This window comes from Bradyrhizobium sp. MI1.11, assembly GCF_055811255.1.
Window position 1 is genome coordinate 108080 of record NZ_JBVVPM010000008.1, and the last position, 15286, is coordinate 123365.

A 15286-nucleotide genomic window follows, 5' to 3' on the forward strand; every position below is an offset into this window, starting at 1 on the left:
TAGTGACCGTGAGCCATGGCGGCGCCACAAACGCCGTCATTGCGAGGAGCGAAGCGACGAAGCAATCCAGACTGCGTCCGCGGGGCCAGTCTGGATTGCTTCGCTTCGCTCGCAATGACGAGGAGAGAGGGGAGCGCGACCCATGATTGATCACATCTCCGTCGGCGTCAGCGATCTCGAACGTTCGGCGACATTTTACGAAGCAACGCTCGGGGCCCTTGGGCTCACGCGCATCGTCACGCGGCCGCGGACGATCGGCTTTGGCAAGGCCTATCCCGAATTCTGGATCAATCTGCGCGAGGGCATGCCGCACGTGCCGCCGGAGAGCGGCGTGCATATCTGCCTGCGGGCCAAGACGACCGCCGAGGTCGATGCATTTCACGCCGCGGCGCTGTCCGCCGGTGTGTCCGACGGCTCGCCGGGTATCCGCCCGCACGATCGCGTGCGTTATTACGCAGCCTTCGTCCTCGACCCCGATGGTAACCGGATCGAGGCGGTGACGTTTCCTGCGGACTAGAGCTTGCGCGCCATTTCCGGGGCGATCTGCTTTTCCGCATCTTCGATCTGCGCTGCCGCCGATTTCAGCTTCGGCAAAATCTCTTCGATCCGATCGGCCTTGAGGATGTCGACCGAAAGCCCGGCGCGGATGAATTCCGTCTGGCGCATGTGCGACAGCAGCGAGAACAGCGGCTCCCAGAAATTATCGATGTTGGCCAGCAGCACCGGCTTGGCGTGACGTCCGAGCTGCTTCCAGGTCAATTGCTCGACCAGTTCCTCCAGCGTGCCGACGCCGCCCGGCAGCGCCACGAAGGCGTCGGAGCGTTCGAACATCAGCCGCTTGCGCTCGTGCATATCGGGGGTGACGATCATCTCCTGCACGCGCGTCAGCGCGTTTTCGCGCATCCGCAGGAAATCGGGGATGATGCCGGTGACAGTGCCGCCGTGATCGAGCACGGAGGTCGCGACCGAGCCCATCAGGCCGAGCGAGCCGCCGCCGTAGACGAGGCGGATGTTGTTCTCGGCGAGCGCCTTGCCGAACGCCTTGGCGCCTTCGGTGAAACGGGGATTGGTTCCTGGGCCGGAGCCGCAATAGACACAGACGGTTTTGATCGTGCTCATTGGTGCCATGATGCATTGCAGCGGAGAGGCGTCAAGCCCAATCGGTGATTCGGGACTTCCGGAAATCTACCGGTAAACGACGGCGAACAATCGAAGATTCGCCATCTGGCGGGGTGCATGGGCATCGGTAAGGCTCTATATGACAATCGAAAATCCTTAATAGCAACGCAGCCCGCATCCGACGGGCTTTTTCAGGCTTCTTGATGGACCAAGCTCAATTGCCCGCCGGCCCCAACGTTCCTGATCCCGCCGGGGGGCCGCTGGAGCGGGCCACGCTGATGGGCACGCTGGCGCATCTGTGGCCCTATATCTGGCCGGGCGACCGCTTCGACCTGAAGATGCGCGTGGTCTGGTCGATGGTGCTGCTGCTCGCCGCCAAGCTGATCACGCTGACGGTTCCTTTCAGCTTCAAATGGGCGACCGACGCGCTGACCGGCGCCAACACCGCGCCGGTTCAGGCCGACAATTGGCACCTCTGGGTGATCGCCTCGCCGCTGCTGCTGACCGCCAGCTATGGCGTGATGCGCATCGTGATGGCGGTGCTCACGCAATGGCGCGACGGTATTTTCGCGCGCGTTGCCATGCATGCGGTGCGCAAGCTCGCCACCATCACCTTCATCCACATGCACGAGCTGTCGCTGCGCTTCCACCTGGAGCGCAAGACCGGCGGCTTGACGCGCGTGCTCGAGCGCGGCCGCGAGGGCATCGAGGTCATCGTGCGCATGGTGATCCTGCAGCTGATCCCGACCATCGTCGAGGTCTCGCTGCTGATGGCCGTGCTGCTGTGGCAGTTCGATTGGCGCTACGTGCTCGCGACCCTCGTCACTGTCGCGGTCTACATGTACTACACCTACATCGCGACCGAGTGGCGGATCGGCATCCGCCGCAAGATGAACGATGCCGACACCGAGGCGAACACCAAGGCGATCGACTCGCTGCTCAACTACGAGACCGTCAAATATTTCAGCGCCGAGACCCGTGAGGCGCAGCGCTACGACCGATCGGTCGCGCGTTACGAGGAGTCGAGCGTCCAGGCTTACACTTCGCTTGCCGTGCTCAACACCGGACAAGCCGTGATCTTCACGCTGGGGCTGACCGCGACCATGCTGATGTGCGCGATCGGCGTGCGCAACGGCACCAACACGGTCGGCGATTTCGTGCTGGTCAACGCCATGATGATCCAGCTCTACCAGCCCTTGAATTTCATGGGCATGGTCTATCGCGAGATCAAGCAGGCGATCATCGACATCGAGAAGATGTTCAACGTGCTTGGACGCGAGGCCGAGATCAAGGACGCGCCGGGCGCGAAGCCGCTGGTGGTCTCCGCGGGCAATGTGCGTTTCGAGGACGTGCGCTTTGCCTATGAGCCGTCCCGTCCGATCCTCAAGGGCATCAGCTTCGAGGTGCCGGCCGGCAAGACGGTCGCGATCGTCGGCCCGTCAGGTGCGGGCAAGTCAACCATCTCGCGGCTTTTGTTTCGCCTCTATGACATTTCCGGCGGCAAGATCCTGATCGACGGCCAGGACATTCGCGAAGTCACGCAGGCGAGCTTGCGCGCGTCCATCGGCATGGTGCCGCAGGACACCGTGCTGTTCAACGACACCATCCGCTACAACATCCGCTACGGCCGTTGGGACGCCAGCGATGCCGAGGTCGAGCAGGCAGCGCAGCTGGCGCAGATCGATCATTTCATCCGCATGGCGCCGAAAGGCTACGAGACCCAGGTCGGCGAGCGCGGCCTGAAACTGTCAGGTGGTGAAAAACAACGGGTCGCGATCGCGCGCACCGTGTTGAAGGCGCCGCCGATCCTGGTGCTGGACGAGGCGACCTCCGCACTGGACACCCACACCGAGCACGAGATCCAGGGCGCACTCGAGCGCGTGGCCAAGAACCGCACCTCGCTGGTGATCGCCCATCGGCTCTCGACCATCGTCGGCGCCGACGAGATCATCGTGCTGGACCAGGGCCGCATCGCCGAGCGCGGCACCCACGCGAAACTGCTCGCGGAGGAGGGGCTTTACGCCAGCATGTGGAACAGGCAGCGCGAGGCCGAGGCGGCGCGCGAGAAACTGGCCAGGATGGCCGACCCTGACGAGGCGCCCAACCGGGAGCCACCGCCGGTCGCCGATGTCCTGACGACGCCTGCGGCGGCGGAGTGAGCTTGTCTCAGGTCCCAACTCTGGCCTAAACAACACCACCGCGCGGGACGACCTGCGCCATCAACCCTGAGCGGCAGATAGCGATGTCCATTCTCGATTCGATCCAGCGTCAGATCCCGCCGATCCACAAGGAGGGTTATCCCTTCATCGGCGGCTTTGCGCTGGCAAGCCTCGTCCTGTTCTGGCTGTGGTCGCCTTTGGGGTGGATCGGCACCATCCTGACCGTGTGGTGCGCGCTGTTCTTCCGCGACCCCGTGCGTGTGACTCCTGTGCGCGAGGGGCTCGTGGTGTCGCCGGCCGACGGCCGCGTCTCGATGATCACCATGGCGCTGCCGCCGGCCGAGCTCGGGCTCGGCGACCGGCCACTGCCGCGCATCTCGGTGTTCATGAGCGTGTTCAACTGCCATGTGAACCGCAGCCCGATCACGGGCCGGGTGGACCGTATCGCCTACCGTCCCGGCCTGTTCATCAATGCCGAGCTGGACAAGGCGAGCGAGGACAATGAGCGCAACTCGCTGGCGATCACGACGCCGACGGCGCGGATCGGCGTGGTCCAGATCGCAGGGCTCGTCGCCAAGCGCATCGTCTGCTTCGTCAAAGAGGGGCAGGCAATCGGCGCCGGTGAGCGCTTCGGTCTGATCCGCTTCGGCTCGCGGCTCGACGTCTATCTGCCGCTGGGCACCAGGGCGCTGGTCTCGGAAGGCCAGACCGCGATCGCCGGCGAGACGATTCTGGCCGATCTCGCCGGAGACGACCCGAGCCGCGCCTACCGCTCCAATTAACCAATAAGTCGGCCCGAAGGGTCTTCCGCCGCAATGGCGGAGGGGAACGCGGCTTGCTATATCTCGCCCCAAGGTGAGGACGAGCCATGACGCCCTACGACTCTAGAGATCCTGATGTGCGCCGCCGGCGGTTCCGCCCGATCCCGGTGCGCATGCTGGTGCCCAACGTCATCACGCTGCTGGCGATCTGCGCCGGCCTGACCTCGATCCGGCTCTCGATCGAGGGGCGGATGTCGCTCGCGGTCTACGCCATCGTGTTCGCGGCGGCGCTCGACGGCATCGACGGCCGCATCGCGCGCATGATCAAGGGGCAGTCCAAGTTCGGCGCCGAGCTCGACAGCCTCGCCGACTTCGTCAATTTCGGCGTGGCGCCCGGCCTGATGCTGTATTTCTGGCAGCTGCACGAACTCGGCAATGCCGGCTGGATCGCCGCCATGGTGTTCGCGATCTCCGGTGGCCTCCGCCTGGCGCGCTTCAATGCCACCATGGACGATCCCAACAAGCCGGCCTTTGCCGCCAATTTCTTCACCGGCGTGCCGGCGCCGGCGGGCGCGATCACGGTGCTGCTGCCGATCTATGTCGCGTTCCTCGATCTCGGCCGGCTGCCTGCGGCGGTGACGGCTGCCTATACGCTGCTGATCGCCTTCCTGATGGTGTCGCGCCTGCCGGTGTTCTCCGGCAAGACCAAGCGCATGCGCGTGCCGCCCGAACTGGTGCTGCCTGCGTTCGTCGCGGTGATCGTCTTCATCGCGATCCTGATCGCCTATCCCTGGCATGTGTTGTCGATCGGCACCGTGCTGTATCTGCTCGCTTTGCCGCTCGGCTACAAATCCTATCGCGACCAGGCACGCGCGATGGAAGCCACGGCGCCGGTGGGAGGCGAGGTCTCGTCGCCGCCCTCGGCACCGACCCTGACGAACCTGTCGGAGCCGCCGCGGGAGAATGACCGGCCCGACCGGCTGCACTAAACGGCAAGGCCCTGAGCGGCAAAACCCTGAGCAGCAAGACTTGGATATCTGCCATGAGGCGCCCTGAGTTGGGTTGAGGCCCGATCTCGGCTATATCGCCCGATGACGGCGGCACCGCGCCAACAGCGGCCGCCAATCTGGGAGAGAACGCCGTGACGAATATCGCGACCGGGCCGCTGCCCGCTTCCGTCCTCGAAGCGCTGGGCCGCTATGACACGCCGACGATCTGCAATGCCATGGAGATCGTGGCGCCCGAGCGCCGGCTGATCGGCTACACCACCAAGCCGCTGGTCTGCCCATTTCCCGATCTGCCGCCGATCGTCGGCTATGCCCGCACGGTCGCGATCCGCTCGGTGCTGAAAAACTCGCTACCGGCGGAAGAGCAGTCCAAGCGCCGCATCGACTATTACGAATATGTCGGTACCGGCCACGGTCCGCGCATCTCGGTGATCCAGGATATCGACGGTCCCGACGTCGGCTACGGCGCGTTCTGGGGCGAGGTGCAGAGCAACGTGCACAAGGCGCTCGGCTGCCTCGGCGTCATCACCGACGGTTCGATCCGCGACATCCCGCAATGGGCGCCGGGCTTCCAGGCACTGGCCGGCTCGATCGGCCCGTCGCATGCATGGGTGCATGCCGAGAGCTTTGGCGGCGAGGTGCGCGTTGCCGGCATGACCGTGAAGTCGGACGATCTGATCCACGCCGATCTGCACGGCGCCATCGTGATCCCGCGCGACATCGCAGCAAAGCTGCCCGAGGCAGCCGAGCTCTGTGGCCGCCGCGAGACGCCGATCCTCGAGATCGCCCGCAGCCCCGACTTCTCGTTGGAGAAGTTGAAAGCTGCGCTGAAGCGTTCGGCGGAGATTCACTAACGGCGGAACCGGAACGATCTACGGTTGCGACGCCGCTCGCAGGCTGCCCTGTTCCGTCAGGAACAAGGCGGCCTGATCCGGCTCGCCGAGCATCGCGGGAGCGCAGCCGAGGACTTCGCGCGTCCCGCCTTGGGTGACGGTGCGGGGCCGCCGTATGGTTAGCAAAATGTTGAAATCCGTGTCGGCGGTCGGCAAAAGCCGGCGCCTTTCAGCGCGCTGCGGCCGCCAGGCGCGCCGGCTCAACTTAACCTTTACGCGTCTTTAATCGCGGCTCACTAGGGTTTCCGATGCGGTTCGGGGTTGGGCCGCGCCATCGGCCAGGACGGCCGTTGTTGCGTTCGCGTTGGAGTCTCCCATGGATATCATGACGAGCATCGGGCTCGTGGCGGGCATTGTCGTCATCGCGACGATGATGCTGCTGGGCGGCGATCTCCACATGTTCATTTCCGAGCATGCGATGATCATCATCTTCGGCGGCTCGACGGCTGCGACCATGATCCGCTTTCCGCTCTCGACGCTGATCCACGGCCTGCCGCTCGGCGCCAAGTTTGCCTTCACGATGAGCCGTCTGTCAGCGCATGATCTGGTCGACGAACTCGCCCGCATCGCCGAGATCGCCCGCAAGCAGGGGCCGGTGGGTTTGGAAAAGGTCGAGACCGACGAGCCGTTCCTCGCCAAGGGCATCCGCTACGTCGCCGACGGCTACGACCTCGATTTCATTCGCGACAATCTCGAGCGCGACCGCGACAATTTCCTGATGCATCTGGACGAAGGCAGCAAGATCTACCGCGCTATCGGCGACTGCGCGCCTGCCTTCGGCATGGTCGGCACGCTGATCGGCATGGTGCAGATGTTCGCCAACATGACCGACCCGTCAAAGCTCGGGCCGTTCATGGCGACCGCGCTCCTCGCGACTCTCTACGGCGCGCTGGTCGCCAACCTGTTCTGTATCCCGATCGCGGACAAGCTGCATGGCAAGCTCCTGGACGAAGAGACCAACCGCACGCTGATCATCGACGGCATCCTGATGATCCGCGACTCCAAGAGCCCGACGCTGGTCCGCGAAATGCTGCTGGCCTATCTGCCCGAGAAGCACCGCCACGCCGAAGGCGAGCCGGTGCCGGCCTGAGGCCGCGCGTCGGGATTTGAGACATGGCCAAGAAGAAGCGCGGCGATTCACACGGAGGCGGTCACGGCTGGTTCGTGACCTTCGCCGATCTGATGGGCCTGATGATGAGCTTCTTCGTGATGCTCGTCGCGTTCTCGACCCAGGATGCCAACAAGCTGAAGGTCGTCGCAGGCTCCATGCGCGACGCCTTCGGTGTCCAGACCGAAGCGCGCTATTCCGGCATCGTCGAGTCCGACGGGCTGCCGACCCGCCCTCGGCTGAAGAACGTCGATCACATTCAGCCCGAGGACTCCTCCAACACGCCGACGCCGGACCAGGAGGATCGTGACCGCACCTCGGGCGCGAAGATCAAGGTCGACCGGAATTTTGCACTGGCGGCGGCCTCGCTGCGCCAGGCGTTGCAGGACATGCCGGAACTGACCGAGATGTCCAAGCACATCATGTTCGAGGAGACCAAGCAGGGCCTCAACCTCGAGATCGTGGACCAGGACGGCCGCTCGATGTTCGCCGACGGCTCGAAGGTGCCCTATGACCGCACCCGTCGCCTGATCGAGAAGCTCGCTGTCCCGCTAAAGGCGACGCCGCTGCGGGTCTCCATCGCCGGCCACACCGCGGCTGGATTCGTGCCGACCCGCAGCGACTACGGCGCCTTCGACCTGTCGGCCGACCGCGCCAATGCCGTGCGTCAGATTCTCGAACGCGAGGGCTTGCCGGCCGCCCATGTCTTCGCCGTCGCCGGCAAGGCGGACACCCAGCCGCTGTTTCCGGACGATCCCTCGCTCGCTGCCAACCGGCGGGTGACCATCACCCTGATGCGCGAAGACCCGCCGCTACCGCCGAATCTGAAGCCGTAGGGCGCATTGGAGCGAAGTGGGCCCTGTTTCACGCGAAGAAAGCGCGACAAAACAAGGATGTAGAGCCAATTCCCGTTCAATCGGGAACGGAAAGGCTTTGGGCTCTTGTGCCACCATCTTACCTGAGGCATGTCGTCGCGTGGGCGACGACCGTTGCTGCGCCGTCACAGCATCCGTCCCGGCGCCTGCTATGGTGATGTGCCGATTGACAGGGGCGCCGGAACCGTCAAAAGGCGCCGGATCAATTCTCGGGCAGAAGCGTTCCAGTTTCATATGACGGCGAGCATCACATCGACCGAAGCTCCGGACGGGCCGGTCACCTCTGGTTTCTGGGGCCTGACGCTCGGGAGTATCGGCGTTGTCTTCGGCGACATCGGCACGTCGCCGCTCTATGCATTCCACGAGGCCGTCAGGGGTGCCGCCCATGGCCAGCCGGTCTCGCGGGTCATGGTGCTCGGCGTGCTCTCGCTGATCCTCTGGGCGCTGCTGATCGTCGTCACCGCCAAATACGTTCTGCTGCTGCTGCGCGCCGACAACAACGGGGAGGGCGGCACGCTTTCCCTCATGGCGCTCGGCCAGCGCGCGCTCGGGCGGCGGAGCTGGTTCCTGATGGCGCTCGGCGTGGTCGGCGCCTCCATGTTCATCGGCGATTCCATGATCACGCCGGCGATCTCGGTGTTGTCGGCGGTCGAGGGTCTGAAGCTCGCCACGCCCGCCTTCGAGCACTATGTGGTTCCTCTGACCGTGCTCATCCTGGCGCTGCTGTTCGCGGTCCAAAGCAAGGGGACGGCGCTGGTGGCCTCGGCCTTCGGGCCGGTGATGGTCGTCTGGTTCACCGTTCTTGCCGTGTTGGGCGTCGTTCACATCGCCGACGATCCGTCGGTGCTGGCAGCGATCAATCCCTATTACGCGCTGCAATTCCTGCTGTCGCACGGCACGATCGGCCTGGTGACATTGGGCGCGGTGTTCCTCGCGGTGACCGGCGGCGAGGCGCTCTACGCAGATCTGGGCCATTTCGGCCGCAAGCCGATCCAGTCAGCCTGGATGTTCTTCGTGCTGCCCTCGCTCCTGATCAACTATTTCGGGCAGGGCGCGCTGGTGCTGTCCGATCCCAGCGCGATCGAGCACTCTTTCTATCGCATGGTCCCCGAGCACTTCGTGCTGCCGCTGGTCGGGCTTGCGACCGCGGCGACGGTGATCGCGAGCCAAGCGGTGATCACAGGGGCCTATTCGCTGGTCTATCAGGCTGTGCAGCTCGGCCTCCTGCCGCGCTTCGAGGTGCGCTTCACCTCGGAAACTCATGCCGGCCAGATCTATCTGCCGCGTGTCAACCGGCTGCTCCTGATCGGTGTGATGCTGCTGGTGCTGTTGTTCCACACCCCCAGCAATCTGGCTTCGGCCTACGGTATTGCGGTCTCCACCACCATGGTTGCCGACGGCATCATGGGCTTCATCGTGATCTGGAAATTGTGGAACTGGCGCGCCGCGACGGCCGCAGCGGTGATCCTGCCCTTCGTCGTGGTCGACATAAGTTTCTTCAGCGCGAATCTTCTGAAGCTGCTTGAAGGCGCCTGGGTGCCGCTGCTGTTCGGCGCAATCATGGCCGGGACAATCTGGACCTGGCGGCGAGGGTCCGCGATCCTGATCCAGAAAACGCGCCGCATCGAGGTGCCGCTGGACGATTTGATCCGGAGCCTGGAGAAGCGGCCGCCGCACATCGTCAAGGGCACCGCGGTGTTCCTGACCAGCGATCCCTCCTTCGTGCCGACCGCGCTGTTGCACAATCTCAAGCACAACAAGGTGCTGCACGAGCATAACGTGGTCCTGACCATCGAGACCGCGCATACGCCGCGGGTCGATCTGTCGGAGCGTTTCCGGATGGAGAAGATCAGCGACAAGTTCTTCAAGGTCCGCCTGCGCTTCGGCTACATGGAGCAGCCGAACGTGCCCAAGGCGCTCGCGATCGCGCGCAAGCAGGGCTGGCAGTTCGACATCATGTCGACCTCGTTCTTCGTGTCGCGGCGCTCGCTGAAGGCGTCGGCGCAGTCCGGCATGCCGCTTTGGCAGGACCATTTGTTCATCGCGCTGAGCCGGTCCGCCAACGACGCCACCGACTATTTCCAGATTCCCACGGGCCGGGTGGTTGAAGTCGGAACCCAGGTCACCATCTAAGCGGCGATTGGCAGAGACATGCCAAATTGCATACCTAAGCCCCAAAATCGGGCTAGGCTATGCCGGTAGCGCAGGCCTATAAGCCCCGCGCTCCCCGCCGTTGTGCAGTGAAGCATTTTTTAGAGGCCATCAGGCTCTCCCATGACAAGTGATGTAGCGATTTCCGCCCCGGAAACGGCGGCGGCCAATGGGCATGGCGACGCCCACACCACCGCCGGTTTCGGTGCGCTGACACTCGGCAGCATCGGCGTCGTCTATGGCGATATCGGCACCAGCCCGCTCTACGCGTTCCGCGAGGCGGTGATGGCGGCGTCCGGCGCGGAGGGGGTGCCGACGCCGGCGGCCGTGCTCGGCGTGCTCTCCCTGATCCTGTGGGCGCTCATCATCGTGGTGACGCTCAAATACGTCGTGATCCTGCTCCGTGCCGACAACAACGGCGAGGGCGGCACGTTGGCGCTGATGGCGCTGGCCCAGCGCGCAGTTGGCACCCGCGGAACAACCATCGTCCTGCTCGGCATCATTTCCGGCGCCCTGTTCTATGGCGACGCCGTGATCACGCCGGCGCTCTCGGTGCTGTCGGCGATCGAGGGCATGAAGGACATCACCCTGCACTTCGAGCCCTACATCGTGCCGCTGACCGTGATCATCCTGGTCGGTCTGTTTGCTGTGCAATCCCGCGGCACCGCTCGCGTCGCCGCCTTCTTCGGCCCGATCATGTGCGTCTGGTTCGCTGTGATCGCGATCGCGGCGATCCACCCGATCATCCAGCAGCCGCAGGTGCTGTTGGCGCTGAACCCGCTCTACGCGGTGTCGTTCATGCTCCACCACGGCATCATCGGCTTCGTGACGCTGGGCGCGGTGTTCCTGGCAGTCACGGGCGCGGAGGCGCTCTATGCCGACCTCGGCCATTTCGGCAAGCGGCCGATCCAGACCGCCTGGCTGTTCATCGTGCTGCCGTCGCTGGCGCTGAACTATCTGGGGCAGGGTGCGCTCGTGCTCGGCGATCCCGGGGCGATCGTCAGCCCGTTCTTCCAGCTCTTTCCGCAAGGTTTTTTCCGCGGCTGCATGGTCGTGCTGGCGACCGCCGCAACTGTCATCGCGAGCCAGGCGGTCATCACCGGTGCCTATTCGCTGACGCGTCAGGCGATCCAGCTCGGTCTGTTGCCGCGCTTTGAAATTCGCCATACGTCTGAAGCCCATTCCGGCCAGATATTCATCCCGCGCATCAACCAGCTCCTGCTGGTCGCGGTGGTCCTGCTGGTGCTCTTGTTCCGCTCCTCCAGCGCACTGGCCTCGGCCTACGGCATCTCCGTCACCGGGACCATGGTCGTCACGGCGATGATGGGCTTCGTGGTGATCTGGAAGGTATGGCGGTGGTCGCCGTTCACGGCTGCCGCCCTGATCGCGCCGTTCCTGTTTCTCGACCTCACCTTCCTGGCCGCCAATCTGCTCAAGGTGTTCGAGGGCGGCTGGGTGCCGCTGGCGCTCGGCGCGCTCATGATCATCCTGATGTACACGTGGCGGCGCGGCAGCCGGCTGCTGTTCGAGAAGTCGCGCAAGCTCGAATTCCCGCTCGCCGACCTCGTGGCGATGCTGGAGAAGCGGCCGCCGCAGCGCGTGCCCGGCACCGCCGTGTTCCTGACCAGCGATCCCCTCAGCGCGCCCACGGCGCTGATGCATAGTCTGAAGCACTACAAGGTGCTGCACGAGAAGAACGTCATTCTCACCATCGAGACCGCGCAGACCCCGCGCATCGATCCGGCCGAGCGGGTGAAGCTGGAGCAGATCTCGCCGACCTTCTCCAAGGTGACGCTGAAGTTCGGCTTCATGGAATCGCCCAATGTGCCGAAGGCGCTGGCGATCGCCCGCAAGCTCGGCTGGCAGTTCGACATCATGTCGACCTCTTTCTTCCTGTCGCGGCGGGCGCTCAAGCCGGCCGCCCATTCCGGCATGCCGCGCTGGCAGGACCGGCTGTTCATCTCGCTCAGCCGTTCCGCCAACGACGCCACCGACTATTTCCAGATCCCCTCCGGCCGCGTTGTCGAGGTCGGCACCCAGGTCACCATCTGAAGCGACGATCTGATCCTCCATTTGAAGGTCGCACTTCAAGTCGCTGCGATTTAGCTTTAACTTGCGCAAGGCAGCTCAAGCCTTTGTAGCGCTTGATTTTCACCGGCCGAGAGGCGAGGTTGCCGGCCGCCGGGATCGCCCCGGCAGCGGCCCGCGACGTTGGAGGATGATGTGGCAAATCAAGTACAGGATCTGACCCCGGACGAGGTCTCCAAGGGTGTCGCGGAGGGCCGCTATCTCCTCGTCGACGTGCGCGAGCCGAACGAGGTCGAGGCCGAAGCCTATCCTTTCGGCGTGGTCGTGCCGCTCTCGACCTTCGATCCCAAGGCGATCCCCGATCCCGAGGGTAAGGAGGTCGTGTTCGCCTGCCGTTCGGGCAAGCGTTCGGTGACGGCCTCGCTGGCGGCGCAGGCGGCAGGGCTGCCGTACGACAAGCATCTGGCCGGCGGCATGCTCGGCTGGAAGGCGGCGGGTCTTCCCAGCAAGGTCGGCGGCTGACCCCGCCGATGTCCAAGAGCTCGTCCCTCAACAAGGTCTTCGCGGACCTTCCGGTCACCATCTTCGAGGCGATGTCGCAGGCCGCGCGCGACAACGCCGCGATCAATCTCGGCCAGGGCTTCCCTGATGATCCCGGCCCCGAGGACATCCGCCGCGCCGCGGCCGAGGCTTCGCTGAACGGCTACAACCAGTACCCGTCGATGATGGGCCTGCCGGAGCTGCGCCAGGCGATCGCGACCCATTACGGCCACTGGCACGGCCTCGAGCTCGATCCGATGAGCGAGGTGATGGTGACCTCCGGCGGCACCGAGGCCCTGACTTCGGCCATCCTCGCCGTCGTCCAGCCCGGTGACGAGGTGGTGTGCTTCCAGCCGGTGTACGATTCCTACCTGCCGATCATCCGCCAGGCCGGCGGCATTCCGCGCCTGGTCCGGCTCGAGCCGCCGCATTGGCGGCTGAATGAGGACATGCTGAAAAGCGTCTTCAATTCAAAGACCAAGGCGGTGCTCTTCAACAACCCCCTGAATCCGTCCGCAGTGGTGTTTCCGCGCGAGGACCTCGAACTGCTGGCGCGCTACTGCCAGGAGTTCGACGTCATCGCGATCTGCGATGAGGTCTGGGAGCACGTCACTTTCGACGAGCACAAGCACATCCCGCTGATCACCATCCCCGGCATGCGCGACCGCACCATCAAGGTCGGCTCTGCCGGCAAGATCTTCTCGCTGACGGGCTGGAAGATCGGCTTCGTCTGCGCCGCGCCGCCGCTGCTGCGCGTTGCCGCCAAGGTGCACCAGTTCCTGACCTTCACCACCGCGCCGAACCTCCAGGCCGCCGTCGCTTACGGGCTCGGCAAGCCGGACGAGTATTTCCTGTCGATGCGCAAGGACCTGGCGCGGAGCAGGGACCGCCTCGCCAAGGGACTGGAGAGCCTCGGCTTCCCGGTGCTGAAGTCGCAGGGCACCTACTTCCTCACCGTCGACCTGTCCCCGCTCGGGCTGAACGAGAGCGACACCGAGTTCTGCTGGCGGATCGTGAAGGACTACAAGGTCGCGGCAATTCCGGTGTCGGCCTTCTACGAGCAGGACCCTGTGACCTCGGTGGTGCGCTTCTGCTTTGCCAAGAAGGACGAGACGCTCGACACCGCGCTGGAGCGGCTGTCGGACGCGGTGCGCGGGCGCAAGAGGTAGGAGAGATGACGAACGTCAGCCGCTTTGGTTTTGGCCTCGCGATCGCCGCCGCGCTGACGTTGCTCTCCGCCCCCGCAAGGGCCGAGGAGCGGGTCGTCAACTTCTACAATTGGTCGAACTACGTGGCGCCCGACATTCTCGAGGCCTTCACCAAGGAGACCGGCATCAAGGTGGTCTACGACACTTTTGATGCCAACGAGACCCTGGAGACGCGCCTGATGGCCGGCAAATCCGGCTATGACGTCGTGGTGCCCACCGCCTATTTCCTCCAGCGCCAGATCAAGGCCAACATCTTCCAGAAGCTCGACAAGTCGAAGCTGCCGAACTTGGCCAATGCCTGGCCGGTGGTGACCGAACGTCTCGCGATCTACGACCCCGGCAATGTCTACGCCGCCAATTACATGTGGGGCACGACGGGCATCGGCTACAACGTCGCAAAACTGAAGCAGATTCTCGGAGCGGATGCGAAGATCGACAGCTGGGACATCGTGTTCAAGCCGGAGAACCTCGCAAAATTCAAAGACTGCGGCGTCCACATGCTCGATTCCGCCGACGACATTTTTCCGGCGGCGCTGAGCTGGCTCGGGCTCGATCCGAACTCGACCAAGCAGGCCGACCTCGAGAAGGCCGCCGATGTCGTCGCCAAGGTGCGGCCCTCCGTGCGCAAATTCCACTCGTCCGAATATCTCAGCGCGCTCGCCACCGGCGAGATCTGCTTGGTGGTCGGCTGGTCCGGCGACATCATGCAGGCCCGCGCCCGCGCTGCCGAAGCCAAAAGCGGCATCGAGATCGGCTACGCCATCCCGAAGGAGGGCGCGCAGATGTTCTTCGACAATCTCGCAATCCCCGCGGACGCCAGGAACGTTAGGGAGGCCTACGAGCTGATCAACTATCTCTACCGTCCGGACGTGGCCGCCAAGAATACGGACTTTCTGTCCTACGCCAACGGCAACCTCGCCAGCCAGAAGCTGGTCGACCCGAAGATCCTGAACGACAGGAACATCTATCCGGACGAGGCGACGCTCGCAAAGCTGTTCGTGATCACGGCGCGTGATCCGGCGACCCAGCGGGTTATCAATCGGCTCTGGACCAGGGTGAAGACGGGAAGGTGAGACGCCGCGGTCGTGCTGGGATTAACCCGGCAAGTCATTTTCTGCAAAACAACCCCATCACAGTAGAATCGCGACTGGCGCGCCGCTGGCAGTGCCCAAGCCGTAGTGCGGCTTGGCTTAATCGACGCGCCGGCGCAATGACCCGAAGCAGCGCGCGTGCGGGCGCGAAATGAAGCGCGATGGAGGCCGAACGCGCGTGACGTCACAGGCTCCGCTCATTTGCCTCGTTGGCAAAACAGCGGCAAATTGCATCGTGGCCATCGGGCTTAGATAAGTGACGCGTTGGACGCGTAGCCGTCAGGTCGATCAATCGTTCGCAGCAACTTCTTGAATTCCTTGCCACTGGAACACAAGCACGGATCAT

The 15286-nt window shown here is 64.2% G+C and carries 14 protein-coding genes; 12 read left to right on the top strand and 2 right to left on the bottom strand.

Annotated elements, in window-relative coordinates; all coding sequences use genetic code 11:
- Positions 1–142: 142 nt before the first annotated feature.
- Positions 143–517: a VOC family protein gene (locus AC0L30_RS10860; RefSeq protein WP_007592511.1), complete on the top strand. Its 375-nt coding sequence runs from the start codon at positions 143–145 to the stop codon at positions 515–517.
- Here the strand turns inward: AC0L30_RS10860 and AC0L30_RS10865 are convergent.
- Positions 514–1119, bottom strand: a complete 606-nt coding sequence (locus AC0L30_RS10865) for an LOG family protein (protein WP_007592508.1) — start codon at positions 1117–1119, stop codon at positions 514–516. The two genes, AC0L30_RS10860 and AC0L30_RS10865, sit on opposite strands and share 4 nt — an antisense overlap.
- Before the next feature lie 203 nt (positions 1120–1322).
- Between AC0L30_RS10865 and AC0L30_RS10870 the strand changes: the two genes are divergently transcribed.
- The 4 genes from AC0L30_RS10870 to AC0L30_RS10885 all read left to right on the top strand — a co-directional run bounded on the left by AC0L30_RS10870 (position 1323) and on the right by AC0L30_RS10885 (position 5900).
- Complete coding sequence (locus AC0L30_RS10870; RefSeq protein WP_354127855.1) at positions 1323–3278, top strand: ABCB family ABC transporter ATP-binding protein/permease; 1956 nt, start codon at positions 1323–1325, stop codon at positions 3276–3278.
- 77 nt (positions 3279–3355) lie between these two features.
- Positions 3356–4060, top strand: a complete 705-nt coding sequence (locus AC0L30_RS10875) for a phosphatidylserine decarboxylase (RefSeq protein WP_256375820.1) — start codon at positions 3356–3358, stop codon at positions 4058–4060.
- Positions 4061–4146: 86 nt separating this feature from the next.
- Positions 4147–5028 (top strand): CDP-alcohol phosphatidyltransferase family protein, encoded by an 882-nt coding sequence (locus tag AC0L30_RS10880; protein ID WP_473404301.1) that lies wholly within the window; start codon positions 4147–4149, stop codon positions 5026–5028.
- A gap of 152 nt (positions 5029–5180) precedes the next feature.
- Complete coding sequence (locus tag AC0L30_RS10885) at positions 5181–5900, top strand: RraA family protein (RefSeq protein WP_473404302.1); 720 nt, start codon at positions 5181–5183, stop codon at positions 5898–5900.
- 18 nt (positions 5901–5918) lie between these two features.
- Here AC0L30_RS10885 and AC0L30_RS10890 read toward each other — a convergent pair whose 3' ends face one another.
- Complete coding sequence (locus tag AC0L30_RS10890) at positions 5919–6095, bottom strand: hypothetical protein (RefSeq protein WP_473404303.1); 177 nt, start codon at positions 6093–6095, stop codon at positions 5919–5921.
- Between the two features lie 160 nt (positions 6096–6255).
- On the opposite strand from AC0L30_RS10890, the gene AC0L30_RS10895 reads away from it, so the two are divergent.
- The 7 genes from AC0L30_RS10895 to AC0L30_RS10925 all read left to right on the top strand — a co-directional run bounded on the left by AC0L30_RS10895 (position 6256) and on the right by AC0L30_RS10925 (position 14922).
- On the top strand, positions 6256–7029 hold the full coding sequence (locus tag AC0L30_RS10895) for a motility protein A (RefSeq protein ID WP_007592499.1): 774 nt from the start codon (positions 6256–6258) through the stop codon (positions 7027–7029).
- Positions 7030–7052: 23 nt separating this feature from the next.
- A complete protein-coding gene (locus AC0L30_RS10900; protein WP_007592497.1) occupies positions 7053–7883 on the top strand; it encodes an OmpA/MotB family protein in 831 nt (276 codons plus the stop codon).
- Between the two features lie 273 nt (positions 7884–8156).
- Entirely contained in the window at positions 8157–10055 is a 1899-nt protein-coding gene (locus tag AC0L30_RS10905; RefSeq protein ID WP_007592495.1) for a potassium transporter Kup, read from the top strand.
- A gap of 141 nt (positions 10056–10196) precedes the next feature.
- Positions 10197–12125: a potassium transporter Kup gene (locus AC0L30_RS10910; RefSeq protein ID WP_007592493.1), complete on the top strand. Its 1929-nt coding sequence runs from the start codon at positions 10197–10199 to the stop codon at positions 12123–12125.
- Positions 12126–12296: 171 nt separating this feature from the next.
- Entirely contained in the window at positions 12297–12623 is a 327-nt protein-coding gene (locus AC0L30_RS10915) for a rhodanese-like domain-containing protein (protein WP_007592491.1), read from the top strand.
- 8 nt (positions 12624–12631) lie between these two features.
- Entirely contained in the window at positions 12632–13810 is a 1179-nt protein-coding gene (locus tag AC0L30_RS10920) for an aminotransferase (protein ID WP_007592485.1), read from the top strand.
- 5 nt (positions 13811–13815) lie between these two features.
- Positions 13816–14922 (top strand): polyamine ABC transporter substrate-binding protein, encoded by a 1107-nt coding sequence (locus AC0L30_RS10925; protein ID WP_007592484.1) that lies wholly within the window; start codon positions 13816–13818, stop codon positions 14920–14922.
- The last annotated feature ends 364 nt before the right edge of the window (positions 14923–15286 follow it).

Excerpts from the sequence above, each read along its gene's own strand:
- AC0L30_RS10880 (WP_473404301.1), top strand. The coding sequence starts at position 4,147 with ATGACGCCCTACGACTCTAGAGATCCTGATGTGCGCCGCCGGCGGTTC.
- AC0L30_RS10860 (WP_007592511.1), top strand. The coding sequence starts at position 143 with ATGATTGATCACATCTCCGTCGGCGTCAGCGATCTCGAACGTTCGGCG.
- AC0L30_RS10900 (WP_007592497.1), top strand. The coding sequence starts at position 7,053 with ATGGCCAAGAAGAAGCGCGGCGATTCACACGGAGGCGGTCACGGCTGG.
- AC0L30_RS10895 (WP_007592499.1), top strand. The coding sequence starts at position 6,256 with ATGGATATCATGACGAGCATCGGGCTCGTGGCGGGCATTGTCGTCATC.
- AC0L30_RS10910 (WP_007592493.1), top strand. The coding sequence starts at position 10,197 with ATGACAAGTGATGTAGCGATTTCCGCCCCGGAAACGGCGGCGGCCAAT.
- AC0L30_RS10865 (WP_007592508.1), bottom strand. The coding sequence starts at position 1,119 with ATGAGCACGATCAAAACCGTCTGTGTCTATTGCGGCTCCGGCCCAGGA.
- AC0L30_RS10925 (WP_007592484.1), top strand. The coding sequence starts at position 13,816 with ATGACGAACGTCAGCCGCTTTGGTTTTGGCCTCGCGATCGCCGCCGCG.
- AC0L30_RS10870 (WP_354127855.1), top strand. The coding sequence starts at position 1,323 with ATGGACCAAGCTCAATTGCCCGCCGGCCCCAACGTTCCTGATCCCGCC.
- AC0L30_RS10920 (WP_007592485.1), top strand. The coding sequence starts at position 12,632 with ATGTCCAAGAGCTCGTCCCTCAACAAGGTCTTCGCGGACCTTCCGGTC.
- AC0L30_RS10905 (WP_007592495.1), top strand. The coding sequence starts at position 8,157 with ATGACGGCGAGCATCACATCGACCGAAGCTCCGGACGGGCCGGTCACC.